The sequence below is a fragment of the Nocardia vermiculata NBRC 100427 genome, from assembly GCF_001613265.1.
GTDB classification, from domain to species: domain Bacteria; phylum Actinomycetota; class Actinomycetes; order Mycobacteriales; family Mycobacteriaceae; genus Nocardia; species Nocardia vermiculata.
Map to the genome: position 1 here is coordinate 63,501 of NZ_BDCA01000022.1, position 21,805 is coordinate 85,305.

Sequence of the window (21,805 nt, forward strand, 5' to 3'; positions counted from 1 at the left end):
GGCAGTAGTCCCGGGCCCACCGATCCCGCTGCTCGTCTCAGTACAGGTCGACCCCCTCCCATATCTTCCGAGTCGGGTAGGGGTCGTGGACGGCCGCGGATTCGATGTCGAATCGCATCGTCGCGCGGCGGGCCGTGTCGTAGCGCGGCCAGTCGACTCGGCCGGTGCCGATGAACTGCACCCAGGTGCGGTGGACGAGGTCGGCCAGGTGTTGTGGTGGATTGGGGCCGGTGATCCACTGCATGCGCTCGTCGTGGAGTTGGTCGAAGACGAAGGGCACCTCGAGGAAATGGCAGGAACCGAGCCGGCCGTCGAACTGCGGGGAGCGCCACGCGAATTCGTAGGCGTAGGTGGATGCGCGCATCCCGGAGCGGGTATCGGCCGAACGCAGGCCGGGGATCGTGTACATCCAGTCGCCCTGCAGGATCGCCAGTAGCTCGCCCGCCCCGGTGCCCGGGTATGCCGCGCGGTAGGCCGGTACCGCCCGGTCGACCGGCAGCCGGTACAGGCGCATGGCGGTGGTCAGTTCGTCGTGGGTGACCGAGTCGAGGCTGCGGAACGGCACCAGTGACAGCCTGCCCTCTTCACCGTTGTGGCCGAGCAGCACGTCCACGTCGGCGCCCGCGCCGGCACGTGCGGCGTCGATCGGTCTCGCGGGCAGCGTGGCCGCGTCGAGGGTCGGGCGCCACATGTTGACCCGGCAGCCCGGTTCGCCGCCCCAGCGCTGTGGGTCCGGTTGTCGGGCGAGGTCGTCCATCACCGCGAGCTGGGCGGCGAGTATCCGGTCGACTCCGGCGCCGGCGACAGCGTCGCGGGTCGGTGCCACCGCGAGTTTCCCGGCGAGGCGAGTGCCGATCTCGTGTGCGGTGTCCGCGGAGTAACACAGGTTGCCCGCACCGCTTTCCATGATCGCGCGCCGAAACAGGCCGGCGGCCCGTGGCATCGTCATCAAGGTGCCGACCGCCATCGCGCCCGCGGATTGTCCGGCGATCGTGACATTGTCCGGGTCGCCGCCGAAGGCGGCGATGTTGTCGTGCACCCAGTGCAGGGCGGCGATCTGGTCGAGTAGCGCGACATTGGCGACGCCGTCACCGAGATACAGGTATCCCTCGGCGCCGAGCCGGTAGTTGATCGCCACGAAAACCACCCCGTCGCGGGCGAATGCGCTGCCGTCGTAGAGGCCGACGGTGCCGGTGTCGAATCCACCGCCGTAGATCCACACCAGTACCGGCAGGCGCGACCGGCCCGGGTCCGGGGTCCAGATGTTGAGGTTGAGGTACTCCGCGCCGGGGATGGGGGGCGCGAAGAACTCCAGTGGAGGTGGTGTGGCCGGCTGGGGCGGGGTGGGCCCGTCGGTGACCGTGTCGCGCACCCCCTGCCAGGGGGTGACCGGGCGCGGCGGCAGGTAGCGGCCTGTGCCGTGTGGTGGTGCGGCATACGGGATTCCCTTGAACGCGTATCCGTCGACGGTTGTCGTGCCACGGACGCGCCCGGCCGTCGTGGCGACGATCGGTGGGGGGTGGTTGCTGTCTCCGGATGCGCATCCGGCGGTGGCCGCGGCGACACCGGTCGAGACTGTTGCGGCAGCGTGCAGAAATCTCCGGCGGTTCATGCTGATCGTCCCTCTTCGGTGATGTCGGCAAGACTTCAAACCTACGGCGTAGGTTTGTTTCGACGGTATACCCTACGGCGTAGGTTCGACAAGGAAGGGAGCACCCGTGACCGGGCGAGCGCAGGGTGTATCGGCTGGTCTGAGCCGCGACCGGATCGCGGCGGCGGCGCTCGCGCTGGTCGACCGCGACGGCCTGGCACGATTCGGGGTGCGACGACTGGCCGACTATCTCGGAGTCGATCCGATGTCGATCTACAACCATGTCAACGGCAAAGCGGCGCTGCTGGATGCGGTATCGGAGGCCGTCCTCGCCGAAGTGGCACCCGAGGCGGTGCCGGCCGACGACTGGACGGTGATCGCACGCCGCACCGCGCACAGCTATCGCGCGACCGTGGCGCGCCATCCGCAGGTGATCCAACTGCTGGCCACCCGGCCCCAGAATTCGCCGGCGGCCCTGGACGCACTGGAACAGCTGACCGGTGCGATGCGAGCAGCAGGACTACCCGACGACGTCGTCGCCGACACGCCCATGGTTCTGTTCGGTTTCCTCAACGGTTACCTGCTGGCGCTGTTCGCCTCCGACACCTCCGGTACCGCAAGCGAACCCGAACTCGATCCCGACCGGTATCCGACGATGTCGGCACTGACCCCGCGGATGGTCGCCGAGCGCGGATCGGCAACGGAATTCGACCGGATGCTCGACCTCGTACTCGACGGGATAGGCCGCAGACACCCCCGCACACCGTGATCATTCCCGGTGCGCCGGACGCGAACCGCGGTTCGAAACTCCCGAATACCCTGACACCGCACGTGGCACGCGGCACAATGACGGCGCCGCCTGCGCCCGACCAGTTGCCGAGGAGTTCCATGCGTACCGTCAACCGCCGCCAGGTCATCGGTCTGCTCGCCGCCGGAACGGCTGCCGCGCTGGCCGGTCCGGCGCAGTACGCGCAGGCTCGCCCGGCTCCCCCGGCGACGGTTCCGAATCTGGGACCCGATTTCCTGTGGGGTGTGGCCAGCGCCGGGTTCCAGTGCGAAGGCCATGCGCCCGACAGCAATTGGCTGCGTTACGTGGCGAACAATCCGGATTACGATCGCTATGGCGATGCGGTCGACTTCTTCACCCGCTACCGCTCCGATATCGCGCTGGCGGCCGGACTGGGTGCCGGCGTGTACCGCATCAGTATCGAATGGGCCCGGGTGCAACCGCGCCCGGGTGAATGGGACTCGGCCGGTTTCGCGTTCTACGACAGTGTGCTCGACGCGATGGCCGAGCACGGCCTGCGTCCGATGCTCACCCTCGACCATTGGGTTTATCCCGGGTGGGCCGCCGAACGCGGCGGCTGGGCCCATCCACAGATGGTCGAGGACTGGCTGGCCAACGCACGCACCGTGGTGCAGCGTTACGCCGACCGCAATCCGATCTGGGTCACGTTCAACGAACCTGCGGCCTACATCATGAACGAAACGACCAACGGCGGCTTGTCGCCGACCGACATCCCGGTCATGCAGCAGCGGTTGATCCAGGCCCACCACGCGATCTACGACGACATCCACCGGATACAGCCCGGCGCGCTGGTGACCAGCAATGTGCCCTATATCGTCGGTACCGCCGAACCCGTGGTGAACGGGGCCATGATCGATGCGATCGGAACGAAACTCGACTTCGTCGGCATCGACTACTACTACGGTTTCACCCCGGCCGACCTGCCGCGGCTGTCTCCGGCCGATATCGACCGGTTGTGGCGGATGCCGCTGCAACCCGAGGGCATCTACTATGCGTTGCACTACTATTCGCAGCGCTTCCCGGACAAGCCACTGTATGTGGTGGAGAACGGGATGCCCACCGACAACGGTGCGCCGCGCCCCGACGGCTACACCCGCGCACAGGATCTGCGCGACACCGCATACTGGATTCAACGTGCTCGCGCCGACGGGATGAACGTGATGGGCTACAACTACTGGTCGATCACCGACAATTACGAGTGGGGCAGCTATCGGCCGCGTTTCGGCATGTACACCGTGGATGTGCTCACCGATCCGGCCCTGACGCGCCGACCCACCGATGCCGTGGACGCCTACCGGGAACTCGCCACCGGCGGAGGTGTCCCCGCCGACTACCGGCCCGTGCGCGACCCGGCCGCCTGTTCACTGGTCGATATCCCGGCCACCTGTACCGATCCGGTGACCGTGCCGCACTGACCGGCAGGTGGCGTCGAGGAACGCGCAAGTCGCGTCGATACACGACGGGACGAGACCACCGGGTTCCGGTCAGGCCGAGCGCGATTCGACCGCCGCACCGGGTGTGGCCCGGGCGTGAGCGGGCCGCTTCCCGAAGCGCAGTACCCCGTCTTCGAGCGCGGCTTTACGCAGCAGCGCGCGGTCGCGGTAGTAGTTGTTGATCATCTGCCACGGTCCGCGGCGGCCCTGACGTGGCATCACGGCGTCACCGCGCGCGATGTAGCCGGAGCTCAGTGCGCCGCCCATCATCGATTCCGGCGCCCGGTCGGCGTCCTCGGCGACCGCGACGAACGTGGAGTACTTGCGGTCGCGCATGTGGTTGAGCAGTCGGCAGAAGTATTCGGCGGCCAGATCTGCTTTGAGTGTCCACGAGGCGTTGGTGTAGCCGATGATCATCATGGCGTTGGGCAATCCGCTCATCAGCACGCCCTTGTAGGCCACCAGGTCCCTGGTCGCCACCGATTCCCCGTCGATCTCGAGGGCGGCGCCGCCGAGCATCTGAATGTCGAGGCCGGTCGCGCTGACCACGATGTCGGCGGGTAGTTCCGCGCCGGACTGCAGCCGGATGCCGGTCTCGGTGAAGGTGTCGATGCGGTCGGTGACGATGGAGGCGCTCCCCTTGCGCAGCACCCGGAACAGGTCCCCGTTGGGGACGATGCACAGCCGTTGATCCCACGGGTTGTAGGTGGGACTGAAGTGGCGCATGTCGACGTCGGGTCCGACCGCGACCCGTACGGCCTGCAGCAGCAGTTTGCGGGAGAGGGCGGGGTTGCTGCGGGAGAGCGCGAAGCTGGCCCGCTGCAGCGCGATATTGCGGGCGCGGCCGGTCTTGTAGGCCAGCGCGGCCGGTAGTTTCGCCTTCTTCAGGCCGACCGCGACCGGATCTTCGGCGGGTAGCGGCGCGATATAGGTGGGCGAGCGTTGCAGCATGGTGACATGCGCGGCGTCGGTGCTCATCGCGGGCACCAGGGTGATGGCGGTGGCGCCGCTGCCGATGACCACGACCTGTTTGCCGTGGTAATCGAGGTCGGTGGGCCAGTGCTGAGGGTGCACGATCCGGCCCCGGAAGTTCTGCTCGCCGGGGAAATCGGGGCGGTAGCCGGTGTCGTAGTTGTAGTAGCCGGTGGCGCCGACCAGGAAGGAGCTGGTGTAGATCTCGGTCTCGCCGCTCTGCTCGTCGAATGCTTCGGTGGTCCACAACTGCTCGGCGCTCGACCAGGCGGCCTTCACGACTTTGCGGCCGAAGCGGATGTGGCGGGTGACGTCGTATTCGGCAGCGGTGTCGGCGATGTATTGCCGGATATGCGGGCCGTCGGCGAGGACCTTGGTCCCGTTCCAGGGGCGGAAGCCGTAGCCGAAGGTGAGCATGTCCGAGTCCGAGCGGACACCGGGATAGCGGAACAGGTCCCAGGTCCCGCCGATGGCGGTGCGTCGTTCCAGGATTGCGTAGCTGCGTCCGGTGTTCTCCCGGCCGAGATGACAGGCCATCCCGATTCCGGACAGTCCCGCACCGATGATCAATACGTCGACATGCCGCGCCATTGAGGTTATCCGTTCCGTCCGAGTATCCGCGTTCGTGTCCGGACCGCACCGTCCGAATACCCGAAGGGTACGTGTTATCTACGGTTACGTCTAGATGGGGGTGGTGATCGAACCGCCGACACGCACGTGCAGACCCTCTCAGTGCATGGCGGCACCCAGAACCTCCCCCGCCCCCGCGGTCGCCAATCCGATGATCACCACACCGACCGCCACGCGCGACACCGTGGCACGCGCCAGACCGCGACGACCCGCCACGCGAATCCAGCATCCGACCGCAACCGCGGTCGCCAGCAAATGCAACCAGATGAGGTTCGAGATGATCACCGACGCAACCCCCGCACCCGGCGGCGCCTGGGGCGCCACATCGTCCCATTGGGCGGTAACAACCAAGTGAACAGCGTTGATATCCATCTCGGGCACGCCCTTCCCTAGCCCGTCCCGACGGTCGCACCGCCCTGCGGCGCCACCTCCGTGAGATATCAACGGTACCCCGCTGGCAAATTTTCGGCATTCCCATTTGCCGGGCCGGGAACGGCCCCGGCCACTAGGCTGTCCCGCGGCGCATCGGCCGCCACACAAGGATGGTTCGCCGACGTCGCCGGGTTCGTGTCTGGGGAAATTTGTGGGACCGACAGTGAGGATTCGACGAACGTGCACACGCTCGACACCAGTTACAGCACCCGCAGCGGAGGGTTCCGTGAGGTCGTTGTCACCGCCATGGAAATCACCAGTTCGCTGGGTGCCGACACCGAGAGCACCTGGCAGGCCCTGCTGTCGGGGGCCAGCGGAATCAAAGTCCTCACCGACGAGGACATCACCAGCCACGAACTACCGAACGCCATCGGCGGCAAGCTGGTTCACGACCCCACCGACGACCTGGACCGGGTCCGCAAACGCCGCATGTGCTACGTCCAGCAGATGTCGTATGCGATGGGTAAACGACTGTGGGACACCGCCGGTACACCCGAGGTGGACCCCGATCGGCTCGGTGTCTGCATCGGCACCGGCCTCGGCGGCGCCGACACCATCGTCGCCGCCAACGACGCGATGCGCGAACACGGCTACCGCAAGGTCTCCCCGTTCGCGGTCCCGATGAGCATGCCCAACGGCGTCTCGGGCGTGGTGGGGCTGGAAATCGGTGCGCGCGCAAGCCTGGTGACCCCGGTGTCGGCCTGCGCATCCGGTAACGAGGCCCTGGTGCACGCCTGGCGCTCCATCGTGCTGGGCGAAGCGGACATGGTCGTCGCCGGCGGCGTCGAAGGGTACATCAACCCGATGGCGATCGCGGGTTTCACCATGGCGCGGGCATTGAGTTCCCGGGTCGACGAACCCGAACGCGCCTCGCGCCCGTTCGACCGCGACCGTGACGGCTTCGTCTTCGGCGAAGCGGCAGCGCTGCTGGTGCTGGAATCGGAGGAACACGCACTCGCACGCGGCGCGAAACCACTGGCCCGCCTGCTCGGCGCCGGACTGACCGCCGACGGCTATCACATGGTGGCCCCGGATCCGGAGGGCCTGGGCTGCGCGCGAGCGATGCGGCGCGCCATCGAAACCGCGGGCGTCACCGCCGCCGATGTCGACCACGTCAACGCCCACGCCACCGGCACCTCGATCGGTGATCTGGCCGAGGCCAAGGGCGTCGCCGCCGCGATCGGCACCCACCCCTCGGTGTATGCGCCCAAGTCGGCACTGGGACATTCGGTGGGCGCAGTGGGTGCGCTCGAGGCAGCGATTTCGGTACTGACACTGCGCGATCAGGTCATCGCACCCACCCTGAACCTCGATAATCAGGATCCCGAGGTCGACCTGGACATCGTGCGGGACAAACCCCGCCGCACCGATATCGAATTCGCGATGAACAACTCGTTCGGATTCGGCGGGCACAACGCTGCAGTGCTGTTCGGCCGGTACTGATCCGGTTCGGCCGACCTCGACCGCCACGCAGCCGGGGCCCGCATCACCGAAATGATGCGGGCCCCGGCTGCGTGGTCCTTTACGCCGGCAGTTCCAGTCCTCGCGCCAGCACCGGCCACGACTGGATCAGCGCGTCGTGCCAGTAACCCCACGAGTGGGTTCCGGTCGGCGGGAAGTCGTAGGTCGCGGGGATGCCGAGACCGTCGAGTTTGGCCTTCAGATTGTGGCTGCAATAGTTCACCGCCGCCTCGATCACGCCACCGACGAGCACCTGGTTACCCAGCCCGTACACGCCCGGCAGCGCATACGGACCGTCGAGGGTGTCCCACTGCCCCGGCAACCCGGAACCGCTGGAGATGAACAGATCGAGCCCGCGCAACTGGTCGGCGTGCACGTAGGGGTCGTTGGCCGCCCACATCGGATCGTTCTGCGGCCCGTACATGTTCATGGTGTCGCCGCCACCCCACACGTTGACCGCCAGGTTGACGAAGGTGTACCCGGTGGGGTCGCTGATCTGTGCGCATCCGCTGTAGGCGGCCACCGACTTGTACAACCCGGGCGCAGCGATCGGCAGCTGCAGCACCGAGGTACCCGAGGTCGACAACCCGGCGATCGCGTTGAGACCGTTGGCCCCGAGTGCACTGTCCACGAGCGGCGGCAGTTCCTCGGTGAAGAACGTCTTCCACTTGTTGACCCCGAGCACCGGATCGGGGGCACGCCAATCGGTGTAGTAGCTCCACGCGCCGCCGATGGGTTGCACGACGTTGACATCCTTGTCGGCAAGGAATTTCAGCGCATCGGGTGCCTTGTTGTCCCAGGTGGCCGCATCCTCACCACCACCGGCGCCGTTGAGCAGGTACAGCACCGGGCGCGCGACGGAGGTGTCGTGCGGGCGCTGCACGTTCACCGTGATCGGTTTGTCCATGGCCGCCGAGTACACCTGCATGGTGACGTTGCGATCGTCGACGACGGAGAAATCGACGATCTTCGATCCGTCCGGGGCCGTGGACCGGGCCAGTGGGGCGCCGGAGCCGATCAGTGGGTCGGTGGCCGCGGACGCCGGCCCGGCCGCGGTGGCCGCCGACACGCCTGCCAGGGCGACGGCCGTGACGACCGCCGCGCAGCGGATGCGTGCCCGCACCCGCTGTCTCGCCGCACCTCTGCCCGCTCGATCCTTGTCCGACACGTGCACCTCCGAAGCTCGTCCGCCTCTTGCGCGACCCCCTGACTGGGCAGACTAATTCAGCGGCAACCTTTTGGCGATCGGTCCGTCGGCGCGTCGAGCAGCTACAACGCAGACGGTGTCACATTCGGCGTACGACCGAGACGACCTTTCCGAGCACCACCGCACGGTCACCGTCGATCACCGGGTAGTCCGGATTACGCGGTTCGAGGTAGATGTGGCCGTTCCGGCGGCGATACACCTTCACCGTGGCTTCCTCGTCGATCATGGCGGCAACGATGTCACCGGAGTGCGCCTCGTACTGTTGCCGGACGACCACCAGATCACCGTCGCAGATCGCCGCGTCGACCATCGAGTCGCCGCGCACCCGCAAACCGAACACGGTGCCGCGGCCCACGAGTTCGCGCGACAGTGTCATCTGCTCGTCGGTGTGTTCCTCGGCGAGGATGGGGGTCCCGGCAGCGATATCGCCCACCACCGGAACGGTCACCGAATTCTCCGCCTCACGAGCGGTGTCGCCCGATTCGAGGAACAAGCGCACATCGATGGGGCGTGACAACGTGGTGCCGCGACGCAGAAAACCTCGCTCCTCGAGGTCTTTGAGATGCTTGGACACCGAGGAACCCGATTTCAGTCCGACCGCGGCCGCGATCTCCCGATTGGGGGGCGCATAACCGTTGCGGCGCACCGCGTCCCGGATCACAGTGAGAATGCGTCGCTGCCGGTCGGGCAGCCGGGAAGTGTCGAGATGGTCGAATGCGTCGTCGTATCCGGTCACCGGAGCATCGTAGACGGGCCTGCGCACAGCTCAGTTCACGCAGGGGATATCGGCTCCGATGCTGGTGGTCACCGGTTTCCCCGCATCGGGCCGGCCGTCGGCGCCGGTCGTGGCCGACACCGCGTCACCGCCGGCGCTGGTCGCACCGGTGATCGTCTCGCCGGTAGTCGGGTCGACGTGTGTTTCCCCGAGGCCCGACTCGGTGGTCGACCCCGCGGTGTCGTCGGTGTCGATGCCGGCGGGTGGGTAGAAGTCGCTGCCGAGAACCACTTTCACATGCCCGGATTCCAGGGAATCCGAGGCCGCGGTCGGCAGGCCGCCCAGCATGTCGGCGGCCTGGGTGGCGTCGGTCTGCCCACCGGCACCGTAGTAGACCACCGAGGCCGACCCGTCACTGTAGGTGGCGTTGCCGATCTCGCCCTGCGTGAACCCCTTGCCGGTCAGCGCATTCGACACCTGCGCCGCCATCCCCGACTCGCTACCGGCGTTGACGACGTCGACTGTGCTGGTCGGCGGTGTCTGCGGTGAGCTCATTTCCGGATCGGGCATCCCGAATGCGGTGCGCACGGTCTTCTTGATGGCAGCCGGATCGATGACGTTGACCGCTTGCCCGTCCACGGTGTCGTAGGCCCGCACCGGCAGGGTCCGGAATTCGATGGGAAGCGATCCGGCACTGCCCAGCGTCTGAGCGAAATCGAGCAGGTTCCAGCCCTGCGAGAGCACGACGTCGTGCTGAGCGGCCGAAACCAGTTGCTGCAGTTTGCCGAAGTCGGTGAGAGTTCCCGAGTCCTTGAGCTGTTTGGCGACCGAGGTGAGAAACGCCTGTTGCCGATGGGTGCGGTCGAGGTCGCCGTTGTCGAGTCCGTGTCGCTGGCGCACGAACGACAGGGCAGCGGCGGCGTCGAGATGCTGGTGACCGGCGGGGAACACCGCGCCCGAATAGTACGAGTCGTCGACCGCATGGTTGAGGCACACGTCGACGCCACCGAGAATATGGGCGAGATCGTAGAACCCGACCAGCGAAACCTCGGCGAACCGGTTGATCGGCACCCCGGTGAGGTCGGTGACGGTCTGCACGATCGACTTGCGTCCGGCCTCGCGGCCCTGGTGTTCGAGTTTCACCTCGTCGTCGACGCCTTGATTCTCCAGCTTCTGTTCCACCGCCGCCTTTTTCAGGCCGTAGGCTTCCTTGATCTTGGCGTGGTCGTAGCCCGGGATATCTCGGACCCGGACATAGTCGTCGCGCGGGATGGAGAAGGCGGTCACCTTCTTCAGATCCTTCGGAATATGTACCAGGATCAGCGAATTCGCGTTGTAGCCGCCCTCGCTGCCGTCACCGGCATGTAATTGGTCGAGAATGTGCTTCGGCAGATCCTTGCCGTCTTTGTCCTTACGGGTGTCCAGACCGATCAGCAGGATGTTCATATCGCCGTCCAGTGCCGCCGCATCGGCCTGACTGATCACCTCCGACCGGGTGAAACCCGCGTCGACCCGATTTTCGGTGTAGTAGCCCAGTCCGGTGCCGGCGATCATCACCAGCGCCGTCACCGAGGCCAGTGTCCGCCCGGCGATGCGCAGGCCCCGACGCCGAGCCGGGCGCGGGGGTGGCGTGGTCCGGGCCCGGCGCACCCGGTGATCCGCGCGCGCTGCGGGAGGCACTGCGACACTGCGATTCCACGGCGGTGTGCCCGCCCGGATCGCACCGGGGCGATCGGACCGATCCTGCGGCCGGCGGCCGGTCCCCCTGCGCCGCCCCGGATCGGAATCGCCGCGGGGATCCACCACCGGGATCGGTTCGGTTTCGTCGTTCATGTCGCCGTTGAGTCTTTCATCCCCGGGTATGGGGAAGCTGAGAATGCATGGACGGGGTTGTGACATCGTGCCCGATACCGGGCACGAATGCATGCCTGCCGGCGGCCTAGTTGTCCGGCGAGCCACGCAATCCGAGGATTGCGACGAGATTGTCGAGGTGGATGTCGAAGACCTGGGCGCGATCGGTGAAGGTGGTGGCGCCGTACATGTCGAACACGTCGAAACTCACCGCCCCGAACAGTCCCGACCACACGGTGAGCGCGCGCGCCATCGCCCAGTCGGGGATCTGCAGGCCCGATTCCGCGCGGATGCGGTCCAGGTCGGCGCTCAGCTCCCGGGGAATCGGGGCGGCGGGCGCGGGCGCGGCGAGTTCGCCGGTGCGGCACGCGGTGTCGACGATGCCCAGCAACGCGATGATCACCCGGGTGCCGGGGGCGGAGGTTTCCTGCGGGGGCGCGTCGTAGCCGGGGACCGGGGTGCCGAACAGCAATCCGTAACGAGCCGGCTCGGCGACTGCCCAGTCGCGTACCGCGTGCGCCAGCACCCGCAGCCGGGCCTCGGCGGAGGCGCCGGCGCCGGCCAGCGCCGCGTCCACGGTGTCGGCCAGCTCGGTGTAGCCGTCGACGACGAGCATGGTCAGCAGTTCGTCACGGCTGCGCACGTAGCGGTAGACCGCCGAGGACACCACGCCGAGATCGCGGGCGACCGCGCGCAACGACAGCGCCGCGGCACCGTGGGTACTCAGGTGGTCGCGGCCGATGCGGACGATGTCGTCCATGGTGCGGGCGCGGGCTCGATCCCGGGGTGTTGCCATGGCTGCAGCCTGCCATATCGAGAGCAGCATTGATCGTAGCGATCAGCGATCACACTCGGATTTTTTTACAGCTACCCCGCGACACACGTAACCTACTCGGGGGTAGCCTGTGACCTCCGTAACCCGCCACACACACGCCAGGAGCAACCTATGACAGCGCGCGAGACCGATTTCGACGTCCTGATCGTGGGCTCCGGATTCGGCGGCAGCGTCACCGCCCTCCGCCTGGTCGAAAAGGGTTACCGCGTCGGGATCGTCGAGGCGGGCCGACGCTTCGCCGACAACGAACTCCCCGACACCAGCTGGGACCTGCGCAAATTCCTGTGGGCCCCGGCGCTCGGCTGCTACGGCATCCAACGCATCCACCTGCTACGCGACGTCCTGATCCTCGGCGGCGCCGGTGTCGGCGGCGGCTCACTGAACTACGCCAACACCCTGTACGTGCCCCCGGAGCCGTTCTTCACCGACAACCAGTGGCGCGAGATCACCGACTGGCGCACCGAACTGGCCCCCTACTACGAGCAGGCCACCAAAATGCTCGGCGTCGTACGCAACCCGCACATCACCCCCGCCGACGAGGTATTCCGGCAGGTCGCCGACGATATGGGCGTCGGCGACACCTTCGTGCAGACACCGGTCGGCGTATTCTTCGGCGAAGCCGGAAAAACCGTCGACGACCCCTACTTCGGCGGCGCCGGACCGCAACGCACCGGCTGCCTGGAATGCGGCGAATGCATGACCGGCTGCCGCCACGGCGCCAAGAACACCCTCGTGAAAAACTACCTGTACCTCGCCGAACAGGCAGGCGCCCAGGTCTTCCCGCTGACCACCGTCACCGCGCTACGACCGCTCCCCGACGGCAGCTGGCAGGTCGACACCCGCCGCACCGGCGCCCGCATCCGCACCCGCCCCGCCTCCTACACCGCCGCCCAGGTGGTGCTGGCCGCCGGCACCCGCGGCACCCAGCAACTGCTGTTCGATATGCGTGACAAGGCAATCCTGCCGGACCTGTCGCCACGACTGGGCGAACTGACCCGCACCAACTCCGAATCCATCCTGGGCGCCGCCACACCGAAACTCCAACCCGGAGTCGACTTCACCCGCGGTGTCGCCATCACCTCCTCCATCCACCCCACCCCCGACACCCACATCGAACCGGTGCGCTACGGCAAGGGCTCCAACGCGATGGGGTTGCTGCAAACACTGATGGTCGACGGCGGCGGACGCATCCCACGCTGGCTGCGTTTCCTGCTCGAAGTGCTACGCCATCCCAGGTCGCTGGTGCGGATGCTCAGCGTGCGCAACTGGAGCGAACGCACCGTGATCTCACTGGTCATGCAGCACCTGGACAACTCCATCACCGTGTACACCACACGCGGGCTGTTCGGACGCAAACTCACCTCGAAACAAGGCCACGGCGAACCGAACCCGACCTGGATTCCCGCCGGCAACGACGTCACCCGGCGAGTGGCCGACAAGATCGGCGGCGTAGCCGGCGGCACCTGGGGTGAGGTGTTCAACATCCCGTTGACCGCGCACTTCCTCGGCGGCGCAGTGATCGGCGCGGACCGCGACCACGGCGTGATCGACCCCTACCATCGGGTCTACGGATACCCGACACTCAGTGTCGTCGACGGTGCGGCGGTCTCGGCGAACCTCGGCGTGAACCCCTCACTCACCATCACCGCGCAAGCCGAGCGCGCAGCCGCGATGTGGCCGAACAAGGGCGACACCGATACCCGCCCACCGCAACACGAACCCTACCGCCGCATCTCCCCCGTCGCACCGCATCATCCCGCCGTTCCGGCCTCGGCCCCGGCCGCGCTGGTGCTGCCCATCGTCGAAATCAACGGCGGCAAATCCTGATCCGCCGGCAGCCGCGCAACCACTCGCGGCTGCCGCCGCGTCAGTTGGCGCGAATGTGGGCGAACCCCATCGGCGAGGTCGGCGGCGGCACCGCGGTGCACGGCGCCCGGAACTCCTGCAGATCGCTGAGCACATCCACATGGCGACCGGCATAACAGCGCACCTGCGGGAGCGCGTGCGCCACCTCGCTGCGCTCCATCGCCTCGGCATCGATGTATCCGATCGCATCGAGATCGATCCGCAACCGCTGCGCGATCCGCGTGATCGCCGACGACTTACGCCCCCACCCCACCTCGACCACCGCGAACGACTCACGCAATCCGTGCCGATCCAATTTCTCGACCGTCCACGACCATTCACCTCGACTGGCCACCGCGTGCACCACACCCCGCCCCGTCAGCGCGTGCAACGCCCGCACACCGTCGGTGCGCAGACCGCCACTGGTCGAATCGCAGACCACACCGTCCCACACGGTGTTGTCCAGTTCCCAGACAAGACATTTCACTGCCGGTGCTGTCATCTCACCCCTACGGTCCACTCTCCTCGACACCTCCGCCGGCCGCATCGGTCCTTGCCGCCGAGGCGATATCGACACCATCCAGGTACCGATCGTGCCGGACAAGCCCCCGCTTTTCCGGGCCGGTCCCGCGAGAGGTCATAGTAGGGACAGCACGCCGAGCGCACCAGCCCGGCAAACAACCGGCCCGCTCACAGACTCGACGCCACCAACGGCACCGCTTCGACGGGATGGCCGGCCTGAATGGGCGATCCGATGGAGGCCACCCGCCACGTGCTGCCGTCGCGATACACCTTCGACACCACCATCCCGGTGTGCGGGCCACCGCCGTGCAGATTGCCGCGCGCCAGTTCCGCCGACGTCGCCCCGTCGATCATCCGCCAATAACCGTTGTGGATACGTTCGAACGTGTGCCCGGCATACGAGGTCACCACGAACACCACCGCCGACACCTGGGCAGGCAGCCGCGACAGATCCACGGTGATCACCTCGTCGTCCCCCTTACCGTCACCGGTCAGGTTGTCCCCGGAGTGACGCACCGCGCCGTCCCGCGACGACAACTGGTGATAGAACGCGACATCGACGAGGGTCCGACCGACGAACAGCAACGCCGACGCATCGAGATCGATCTCGAGCGGCCGCAATCCGCGCGGACCGTGCACCTTCATCGGGTCCCACCCGACCCCCATCTTCACCAGCGACAACTCCCCCTTGCGGATCTGGTCGAGCGCCACCTCCTGACCGGGCGCGAGCACCGCGGGACCACGGTAGGGCAGATCGTCGGCGCCGGCACCGACGCCCACCCCGTGCGCACTGACCAGCGCCTGGAAGCCCGCCGGGAAACCGTGCCCGAGCGGACGCACCTGCCAGCCGCCGTCGGCGCGATCCAGATCGGCCACGATCGCCGCCGGCTCCGCACCGAGACCGTCGACGATGTACTCGAACACCACGCGCCCACCGGGATCGGACACCACCAGTCGCGGCGGCGCAGAGTCGCCGAACCGATCCTCGGGATCGGCCAGTGACACCACCAGCCGCACATGCGCGACATCGGCCGGCAGCGCAGCCGAAGCGATACGCAACTGCGGACCGTCGGAGAGCAACCGCACCCCGGGCCCGCTGGACTGGTTGTAGAAGATCAGGTCGGCGTTGTCGCGAACTCTGCCCTCCGCATTCAACAGCAGCGCCGAAATATCGACCGGTTCGCTGTGTTCTACGGTGACAACGATCTCGTCGACGGGCAGACGATCGGCTTGTCCCTTGGTCAGCTGTGTGCCCACCTGCACTACTGTACGTCGATTCTCGTTCACACTCGCCCAACTCGGCCCCGTCGACCGCCGACCACACCCGGCGCGGCGGTAGCATAATCGGCGAGCGGCGACAACCGACACCGAGGGGGACGGATATGAGGCTGCGGGCACCACTGTCACGGTACGGCCGATGGATGGCGGCGGGCGTGGCACTGTGCGCGATACCGGCCGTGTGCGCCGGCTGCGGCAACGACACCGTCGTATCCGACTCACCGGCGGTCACCTCCCCCTCCGACATCCCGCATCCCGAGACCACCACCCCCACACCGCAACCGCCGCCGCCCACCGGCTCGCCCACCACCGACCCCGGCACCGACCCGTTCGCTGGAAGTCCGCTCATCGACCACGTCGAATGGACCGACGACAGCGACGGCCGCCGCCTGCGCATCTACCCGACCGACGCCGGACGCGCCGACGAATTCCCCCCAGCCGCGGACCGGGCCTGGTCCGAAGTGGTCACCGACTCTCCCGCCGCCGACACCCCCGGCATGTACGACCAGTTCACCTGCCATTGGATCTGGGCGCGCATGGTCGCGCCGAACAAGCCCAGCTGGAATCTGGAACCGTGGCGGCCCGCCGTCGGATACCCGGCCACCGTGCAGGCGATGTGCAACCCCGGCGGCCCCGACCCGGCCGGTAGCTGACCGAACACCGCACCCCACCCGGCACCGATCACCACCGGTGTGAATTACGTTGCCCGCGAGGATGGTTCGAAATCCCAACCAGTGGGTATCGTGGACAGGGTCGACGGCACACGAGCCGAAGGGAGCCACACGTTGCGGTCATCCTGGTTGCAGTCGGCCCCGGACCCGCCGGTCCACCCGCACGCACCGGCCACCGAGGCTCCTCCCCCCACCGACGGCGCCGCAGCCGACAACCCCGGCCCCGCACCAGGATCCACGGCCCTGCGCACACTGTTCCCGGCCCTCACCGCGGACGGGCCCGTCTATCTCGACAGCGCCGCCACCACCCAGAAACCACTCCCGGTGATCGACGCCGTCACCGACTACCACCGCCACCACACCGCCAATTCCGGCCGCGGCACCTACTCGTGGGCAACCACTCTCACCACCGCCGTCGAACAGATCCGCGTCGACACCGCTCACTTCCTCGGCGCACACGCCCACGAGGTGGTGTTCACCGGCGGCGCCACGGCCGCACTCAACGCCGTCGCGCTCGGCTGGGGACTCACCGCACTCACCGACGGCGACGAAATCCTCTACAGCCCACGCGACCACGCCTCCAACGTTCACCCGTGGCTCCGGCTACGCGACACCCTGGCCCACTTCGGCCGCCACATCCGGTTGATCCCTTACCGCACCACTGCGCTCGGCGAGGCCGACCTCACCGACATCGCCGCAAAAATCGGGCCCCGCACCCGCCTGCTCACCCTCAGCCACCTCCACCACGTGTACGGAGCCCTGTCCACCCCACAACAGTCGGCCGAGCTGCTTCCCGAGCGCGCACTGCTGTGCCTGGACTGCACGCAGAGCGCGGGCCACCTCCCGATCGACGTACGCGCGCTGGGTGCCGACTTCGCGGTGCTCGCGGCGCACAAGATGTTCGGCTCCCCCGGCACCGGAGTGCTGTTCTGCCACGAACGCATCCACGACCAACTCGGCCCGTTCCTGCCGGGCGGCAATTCCGCTGTGCACGTCCAGGATTCGGCACTCGTCCCCGACCACATGCCCCACCGCATGGAAGGCGGCACCCACAACCTCCCCGGCATCCTCGCCCTCGGCGCCGCGCTGCGCATGCTGCGCGACATCGGAACCGACCGCATCGCCGACCACAACCGGATACTCACCCGACGCCTCGTCGACGGCATGCGCGACCTGCCCGGACTACGGATACTCCCGGGCCCCGCCCACGCATCCGACGGCGCCGGCTACGGGATCGTCTCGTTCACCCTCGACGCAATCACCGCCACCGACCTCGGATTCGTCCTCGCCGAACTCGGCCTGCTCGTCCGCACCGGCGCCCACTGTGTCCCCACCACACCCCATCCCGCTCCCGGTGAATCGGATTCGGTGCGAGTCAGCACCCACGCCTACACCACGACCGAAGAAATCGACCGCTTCCTCGACTGCCTCACCACCATCGCCACGGAGGTCCGATGACCACACGCCGCGAACACCACCACCCCACCGCAACCGATACCGACTCCGATACCGGCTCCGGCGAACTCGTCACGGACTACGACCGCCGCACCGCCTCCCGCATCCTCACCGAACTGGCCCACCCCGGCCTGTTCACCACCGCCACCCCCGGACCGGCCCGCACCATCACCGCGACCAGCACCCCCCTGATCCCCGAACCCGGCAGCCACCTCACCCTGTCGCAACGGTTGTATCTGGAATCGTTCATGCGCCCCTGCCGCGCCGAGCAGGTGACCAGCGCCACCCACCGGGTGATGTGGACCGACAGCGACGGCATCCCCAACACCGCCCACATCCGGGCCGGCGGCTACGGACCGACCGTCGCGGTGGTGGTCCGGGAAACCGTTCTCGCGCTGTGGCACAGCCTGCACGCCGACCCCGCCCTCGCCGACCGCATCGCCACCCTGGCACCACACGACCGCGCGATCCTGACCGCCACCACCACCGATCACGATCCGATCGACATCCTGCGCGTCGGCATCGAGGCCACCGGCCGGGCAGTGACCCAGCACGCCCTACTGGCCGACACCACCGGCTACCGCACCGCCACCGAATTCAGCTACGGAATGCGCGATTCGGGCATCTTCGCGGCCGTGGCCACCCGCTGGTACTGGGAACAACAGGCCTCCACCTACCGCCGCGGCATGATCGCCGCCACCTTCGACACCCGCCCCGACGGCACCGTCGCCTACACCCCCGACACCATCGCCACCCTGCGCGCCATGAAAGACGCCACTATCGCCGACGCACGCACCGTGATGCACCGCGCCACCACCAGCGAAGGGCTGTCCACCGACGACGCCATCGCCAAATACCACGACGACCTCGACCTCATATCCCGCCAGTACGCGCTCCTGCCCCGAGGAGTCCGCCCCGCCTGCCTGGCCGCCATGCCCCATCGCATCGATGGCAGCACCTACAGTCTGCTCCCCGAGGTCAGCGACCGCTTCGCGGAACTGTTCGCGCGCATCGCCACCCGCGTCACCGTCGTCGAGACCCCGGCCACCGGCACCGAACCCGAATCCGGCGCCGACCACCTGTTCGCGGTACCGGACATGAACTGCAAGCACTGTGTGCGCACGATCGGCGCGGTCCTGGAATCGATGCACATCACGGTGCACGACATCGACCTCGTCACGAAACTGGTGCGCGCCGAATTCCGCAGCCCCCGCAACCGGCACCGCGCCTTCGAAGCCTTACGCGACAGCGGCTACAACCCCACCCCCGCGAGCCCGGACACCACCGGATGACCCCGGCCCCCACCCTTCCCGCACTGATACATCCCCTGGTGCGCGCCTACCTCGCCGACCCCGGCGCACTCGACACCGCCATCGACTGCGCCGGCACCCCCCTACACCTGCTGTTCCCCCAGGTGTACCTGGACAACCTGCACCGGTTGCACTCGGTGCTGCGACGGCACCGAGTGCACCATCGCATCTGCTACGCCCACAAGGTCAATCATTCCCGAGCCCTGCTCACCACCGCCCACCACGCCGCACTCGCGGTGGACGTGGCCTCCGCCCACGAACTGGCCGCGGCACGACAAGCCGGCTTCCACACCACCGATATCGAGGCCACCGGCCCCAAGGGCCGCCGGTGGCTGACCCGGCTCGCCGGCACCGGCGTCACGATCAACATCGACAACGCCTGGGAACTCGGCGAACTCGCCGCCCTCGCCACACCCACGTCCCCCACACCGGTACTGCTACGGCTGAGCGGCTTCCCCGGCCCCGACGGCCGCGCGACGGTGAGCCGCTTCGGCATCGGCCACCGCGATGTCGAACCGCTGCTACACCTACTCGCCCGGCACACCGACCGGCTGCACCTGCGCGGCTTCGCGTTCCATCTCGATTCCGGGGACACCGGTGAACGGATCCGCGCGACCGAAAGCTGCCTGCACTGGGTCGAACAGGCCTACGAATTCGGGCTCGCACCCGATGTGATCGACATCGGCGGTGGCTTCCGACAGGTGTTCACCGCCGACATCGAACGCTTCGACCACTACACCCGCACACTCCGTCACGCCCTCGCCGGCCGCGGCGAACCCATGAGCTGGGCAGGCAACACCTTCGGCTACCACCTCGACGACACCGGAGCGCACGGCACCCCGGTGTTCCACAAATACGGCAACACCACCCCCGCGACCGCGATGCTCGACGAACTGCTCGCCGCACCGCTCACCGGCCACGGCGGGCAGCCGCTGGCCCGGGTCCTGGCCGACAACATGCTCGAATTGTGGTGCGAACCCGGCAAAGCACTGGCCGACCATGCCGGAATCACGGTGGCCGCGGTGGAATTCGTCAAACGCACCGCCGACGGCTCCCTCGTCGTCGATGTCGATATCGCCCGCGACACCGTTACCCCCGCCGACCAGGAGGTCATGGTCGACCCACTGCTGCTACCCGGCCCCGGCACCGGCCGCCCCGAACCGTGCCCCACCGGGGTCTACGTAGCCGGACACCTCTGCCTCGAACGAGACCTGATCACCGCCCACAAGGTGTGGCTACCGTGGCTCCCCCGCCCCGGTGACCTGCTGATATTCCCCAATACCGCGGCCTACCACATGGACCTGTCGGCAGCGCGTGCGTCCATGCACCCACTACCGGCAAAGTTCGCCGTCGACTACACCGGCAACGGTTTCGCCCTGCACGCCGACCTCGACTACCGGCCGGCACCTACTGCGGACCTCGGGAGGCCGTGATGCGCTACGACCACATCACCGAACTCATCGGAAACACCCCGCTGCTGCGCCTGGACCCGGCCGTGCACGCACTGCCCGGTGTGGAGCTCTACGCCAAACTCGAACTGTGCAACCCGTTCGGCTCGGTCAAGGATCGCGTCGCCTGGGCCATGATCCGCGACGACATCGACGGCATCGCCGAACGCGGGCAAACCCTCATCGAGGCATCCAGCGGAAACACCGCCAAAGCACTGCGACTGCTCGGCGCCGGGCGCGGGATCGGACTGCACGCGGTCACCAACCGCATCAAGGTCGACGCGGTGCGTGATCTCCTGCAACTACTGGGCACCGGGATCGAGGAACTGCCCGGACTGTCGGAATGCCCCGACCCGACCACCCCCAACGACGTGTACTCGGTCATCGAAACCACGATGGCGAAAAACCCGGGCGCCTACCATCATCCGTCGCAATACACCAACGTGAAGAACATCGACGCCCACTATCACGGCACCGGACGCGAAATCGACGACGACCTGTCCGGCGCCGGATTACGCGCCGACTACCTCATCGGCGGGCTCGGCACCACCGGATCCACCCGCGGTACTGCCACCTATCTGCGTGAACGCAATCCGCGGCTGCGCACCATCGCCGTCGTCTCCCAACGCACCGACTTCATCCCCGGTATCCGCTCGGAGGCCGAGATGTGGGATGTCGGGTTGTTCCGGCCCGACTTCTACGACCGGATCACCGCCGTCGACTCCGCCACCGCGATCCAAGCCACCCTGGACCTCGCCACCGGCTACGGCATCCTCGCCGGACCCACCAGCGGTGCCGCCTACGCCGCCGCACTCGACGAACTGCGCGATCTACCGCCGGCACCACAACCGGTCGTGGCGGTCCTCGTCGTCTGCGACCGCCTCGAGCCCTACCTGTCCTATATCCGCGCCCGCCGCCCGGACCTGTTCGGCGAGACCGCCGCGCCCGCGCCGTCGGCCATCGATATCGACACCGCGCCGTCGCTGTCCCCACCGCAGCTGCGCGAACTCGATACCACCGGCCGCCCGACCGTCGTCGATCTCCGTGGCGCGATGGCCTACCGCATCGGCCACATTCTCGGTGCGGTCAACATCCGCGACGACCAACTCGACGACATGCTCACCCACGGCCTGCCCTTCTCCCGTTCCCGCCCCGTGGTTTTCGTCTGCCCGGTCGGGGAGCTCTCGCGCCGCTTCACCGCTCTCGCCACGCGCGCCGGATACGACGCGTACGGCCTGGCCGGTGGAATCCTCGCCTGGCGCGACGCCGGCTACCCGCTGGAACGATCACCCGCACCCGACAGCTGACCCGACCACCGGACTCGCTACGTTCCGGGCCCGA

Annotated in this window: 18 protein-coding genes; 9 read left to right on the forward strand and 9 right to left on the reverse strand. The window is 67.6% G+C overall.

Going from position 1 to position 21,805, the window contains the following annotated elements:
- Window positions 1–37: 37 nt before the first annotated feature.
- Complete coding sequence (locus NV2_RS22085; protein WP_084475259.1) at window positions 38–1,612, reverse strand: carboxylesterase/lipase family protein; 1,575 nt, start codon at window positions 1,610–1,612, stop codon at window positions 38–40.
- Window positions 1,613–1,718: 106 nt separating this feature from the next.
- On the opposite strand from NV2_RS22085, the gene NV2_RS22090 reads away from it, so the two are divergent.
- On the forward strand, window positions 1,719–2,360 hold the full coding sequence (locus NV2_RS22090; RefSeq protein ID WP_067877693.1) for a TetR/AcrR family transcriptional regulator: 642 nt from the start codon (window positions 1,719–1,721) through the stop codon (window positions 2,358–2,360).
- A gap of 119 nt (window positions 2,361–2,479) precedes the next feature.
- Complete coding sequence (locus NV2_RS22095; RefSeq protein WP_067877864.1) at window positions 2,480–3,814, forward strand: glycoside hydrolase family 1 protein; 1,335 nt, start codon at window positions 2,480–2,482, stop codon at window positions 3,812–3,814.
- A 69-nt stretch (window positions 3,815–3,883) separates the two neighbouring features.
- Here NV2_RS22095 and NV2_RS22100 read toward each other — a convergent pair whose 3' ends face one another.
- Both NV2_RS22100 and NV2_RS22105 read right to left on the reverse strand, forming a co-directional pair.
- A complete protein-coding gene (locus NV2_RS22100; protein WP_067877696.1) occupies window positions 3,884–5,395 on the reverse strand; it encodes a flavin-containing monooxygenase in 1,512 nt (503 codons plus the stop codon).
- Window positions 5,396–5,533: 138 nt separating this feature from the next.
- Window positions 5,534–5,815, reverse strand: a complete 282-nt coding sequence (locus NV2_RS22105; RefSeq protein ID WP_157103020.1) for a hypothetical protein — start codon at window positions 5,813–5,815, stop codon at window positions 5,534–5,536.
- Window positions 5,816–6,046: 231 nt separating this feature from the next.
- Here NV2_RS22105 and NV2_RS22110 point away from each other — a divergent pair, with 231 nt between their 5' ends.
- Window positions 6,047–7,309: a KasA/KasB family beta-ketoacyl-ACP synthase gene (locus tag NV2_RS22110; protein ID WP_067877702.1), complete on the forward strand. Its 1,263-nt coding sequence runs from the start codon at window positions 6,047–6,049 to the stop codon at window positions 7,307–7,309.
- 79 nt (window positions 7,310–7,388) lie between these two features.
- Here the strand turns inward: NV2_RS22110 and NV2_RS22115 are convergent, their stop codons facing one another.
- From NV2_RS22115 to NV2_RS22130, 4 genes are all read right to left on the reverse strand, one after another.
- Window positions 7,389–8,405, reverse strand: a complete 1,017-nt coding sequence (locus NV2_RS22115; protein ID WP_067877867.1) for an alpha/beta hydrolase — start codon at window positions 8,403–8,405, stop codon at window positions 7,389–7,391.
- Window positions 8,406–8,613: 208 nt separating this feature from the next.
- Entirely contained in the window at window positions 8,614–9,270 is a 657-nt protein-coding gene (lexA, locus tag NV2_RS22120; RefSeq protein ID WP_067877870.1) for a transcriptional repressor LexA, read from the reverse strand.
- A 30-nt stretch (window positions 9,271–9,300) separates the two neighbouring features.
- Entirely contained in the window at window positions 9,301–11,082 is a 1,782-nt protein-coding gene (locus tag NV2_RS22125; protein ID WP_067877706.1) for an LCP family protein, read from the reverse strand.
- Window positions 11,083–11,188: 106 nt separating this feature from the next.
- Window positions 11,189–11,896, reverse strand: coding sequence for a TetR/AcrR family transcriptional regulator (locus NV2_RS22130; RefSeq protein ID WP_067877709.1), 708 nt, complete (start codon window positions 11,894–11,896; stop codon window positions 11,189–11,191).
- 150 nt (window positions 11,897–12,046) lie between these two features.
- Between NV2_RS22130 and NV2_RS22135 the strand changes: the two genes are divergently transcribed.
- Entirely contained in the window at window positions 12,047–13,762 is a 1,716-nt protein-coding gene (locus NV2_RS22135; RefSeq protein WP_067877712.1) for a GMC oxidoreductase, read from the forward strand.
- A 40-nt stretch (window positions 13,763–13,802) separates the two neighbouring features.
- Here the strand turns inward: NV2_RS22135 and NV2_RS22140 are convergent, their stop codons facing one another.
- Together NV2_RS22140 and NV2_RS22145 are read right to left on the reverse strand one after the other, a co-directional pair.
- The gene (locus NV2_RS22140; protein ID WP_067877715.1) at window positions 13,803–14,282 is read right to left on the reverse strand and encodes an HAD family hydrolase; all 480 of its coding nucleotides are present in this window, start codon (window positions 14,280–14,282) and stop codon (window positions 13,803–13,805) included.
- Between the two features lie 188 nt (window positions 14,283–14,470).
- A complete protein-coding gene (locus tag NV2_RS22145; protein WP_084475280.1) occupies window positions 14,471–15,559 on the reverse strand; it encodes a TerD family protein in 1,089 nt (362 codons plus the stop codon).
- A 125-nt stretch (window positions 15,560–15,684) separates the two neighbouring features.
- Here NV2_RS22145 and NV2_RS22150 point away from each other — a divergent pair, with 125 nt between their 5' ends.
- From NV2_RS22150 to NV2_RS22170, 5 genes are all read left to right on the forward strand, one after another.
- Window positions 15,685–16,233, forward strand: coding sequence for a DUF2599 domain-containing protein (locus tag NV2_RS22150; protein ID WP_067877721.1), 549 nt, complete (start codon window positions 15,685–15,687; stop codon window positions 16,231–16,233).
- Window positions 16,234–16,365: 132 nt separating this feature from the next.
- Entirely contained in the window at window positions 16,366–17,709 is a 1,344-nt protein-coding gene (locus NV2_RS22155) for an aminotransferase class V-fold PLP-dependent enzyme (RefSeq protein WP_245662735.1), read from the forward strand.
- Window positions 17,706–18,998 carry a heavy-metal-associated domain-containing protein gene (locus NV2_RS22160; protein WP_245662736.1) on the forward strand — a complete coding sequence of 431 codons (1,293 nt, stop codon included), beginning with the start codon at window positions 17,706–17,708 and terminating at the stop codon, window positions 18,996–18,998. The genes NV2_RS22155 and NV2_RS22160 overlap by 4 nt, the downstream gene beginning before the upstream one ends.
- Window positions 18,995–20,449, forward strand: a complete 1,455-nt coding sequence (locus tag NV2_RS22165) for a type III PLP-dependent enzyme domain-containing protein (RefSeq protein ID WP_067877724.1) — start codon at window positions 18,995–18,997, stop codon at window positions 20,447–20,449. The genes NV2_RS22160 and NV2_RS22165 overlap by 4 nt, the downstream gene beginning before the upstream one ends.
- Window positions 20,449–21,771 carry a pyridoxal-phosphate dependent enzyme gene (locus NV2_RS22170; protein WP_067877727.1) on the forward strand — a complete coding sequence of 441 codons (1,323 nt, stop codon included), beginning with the start codon at window positions 20,449–20,451 and terminating at the stop codon, window positions 21,769–21,771. The genes NV2_RS22165 and NV2_RS22170 overlap by 1 nt, the downstream gene beginning before the upstream one ends.
- Window positions 21,772–21,805 lie beyond the last annotated feature (34 nt).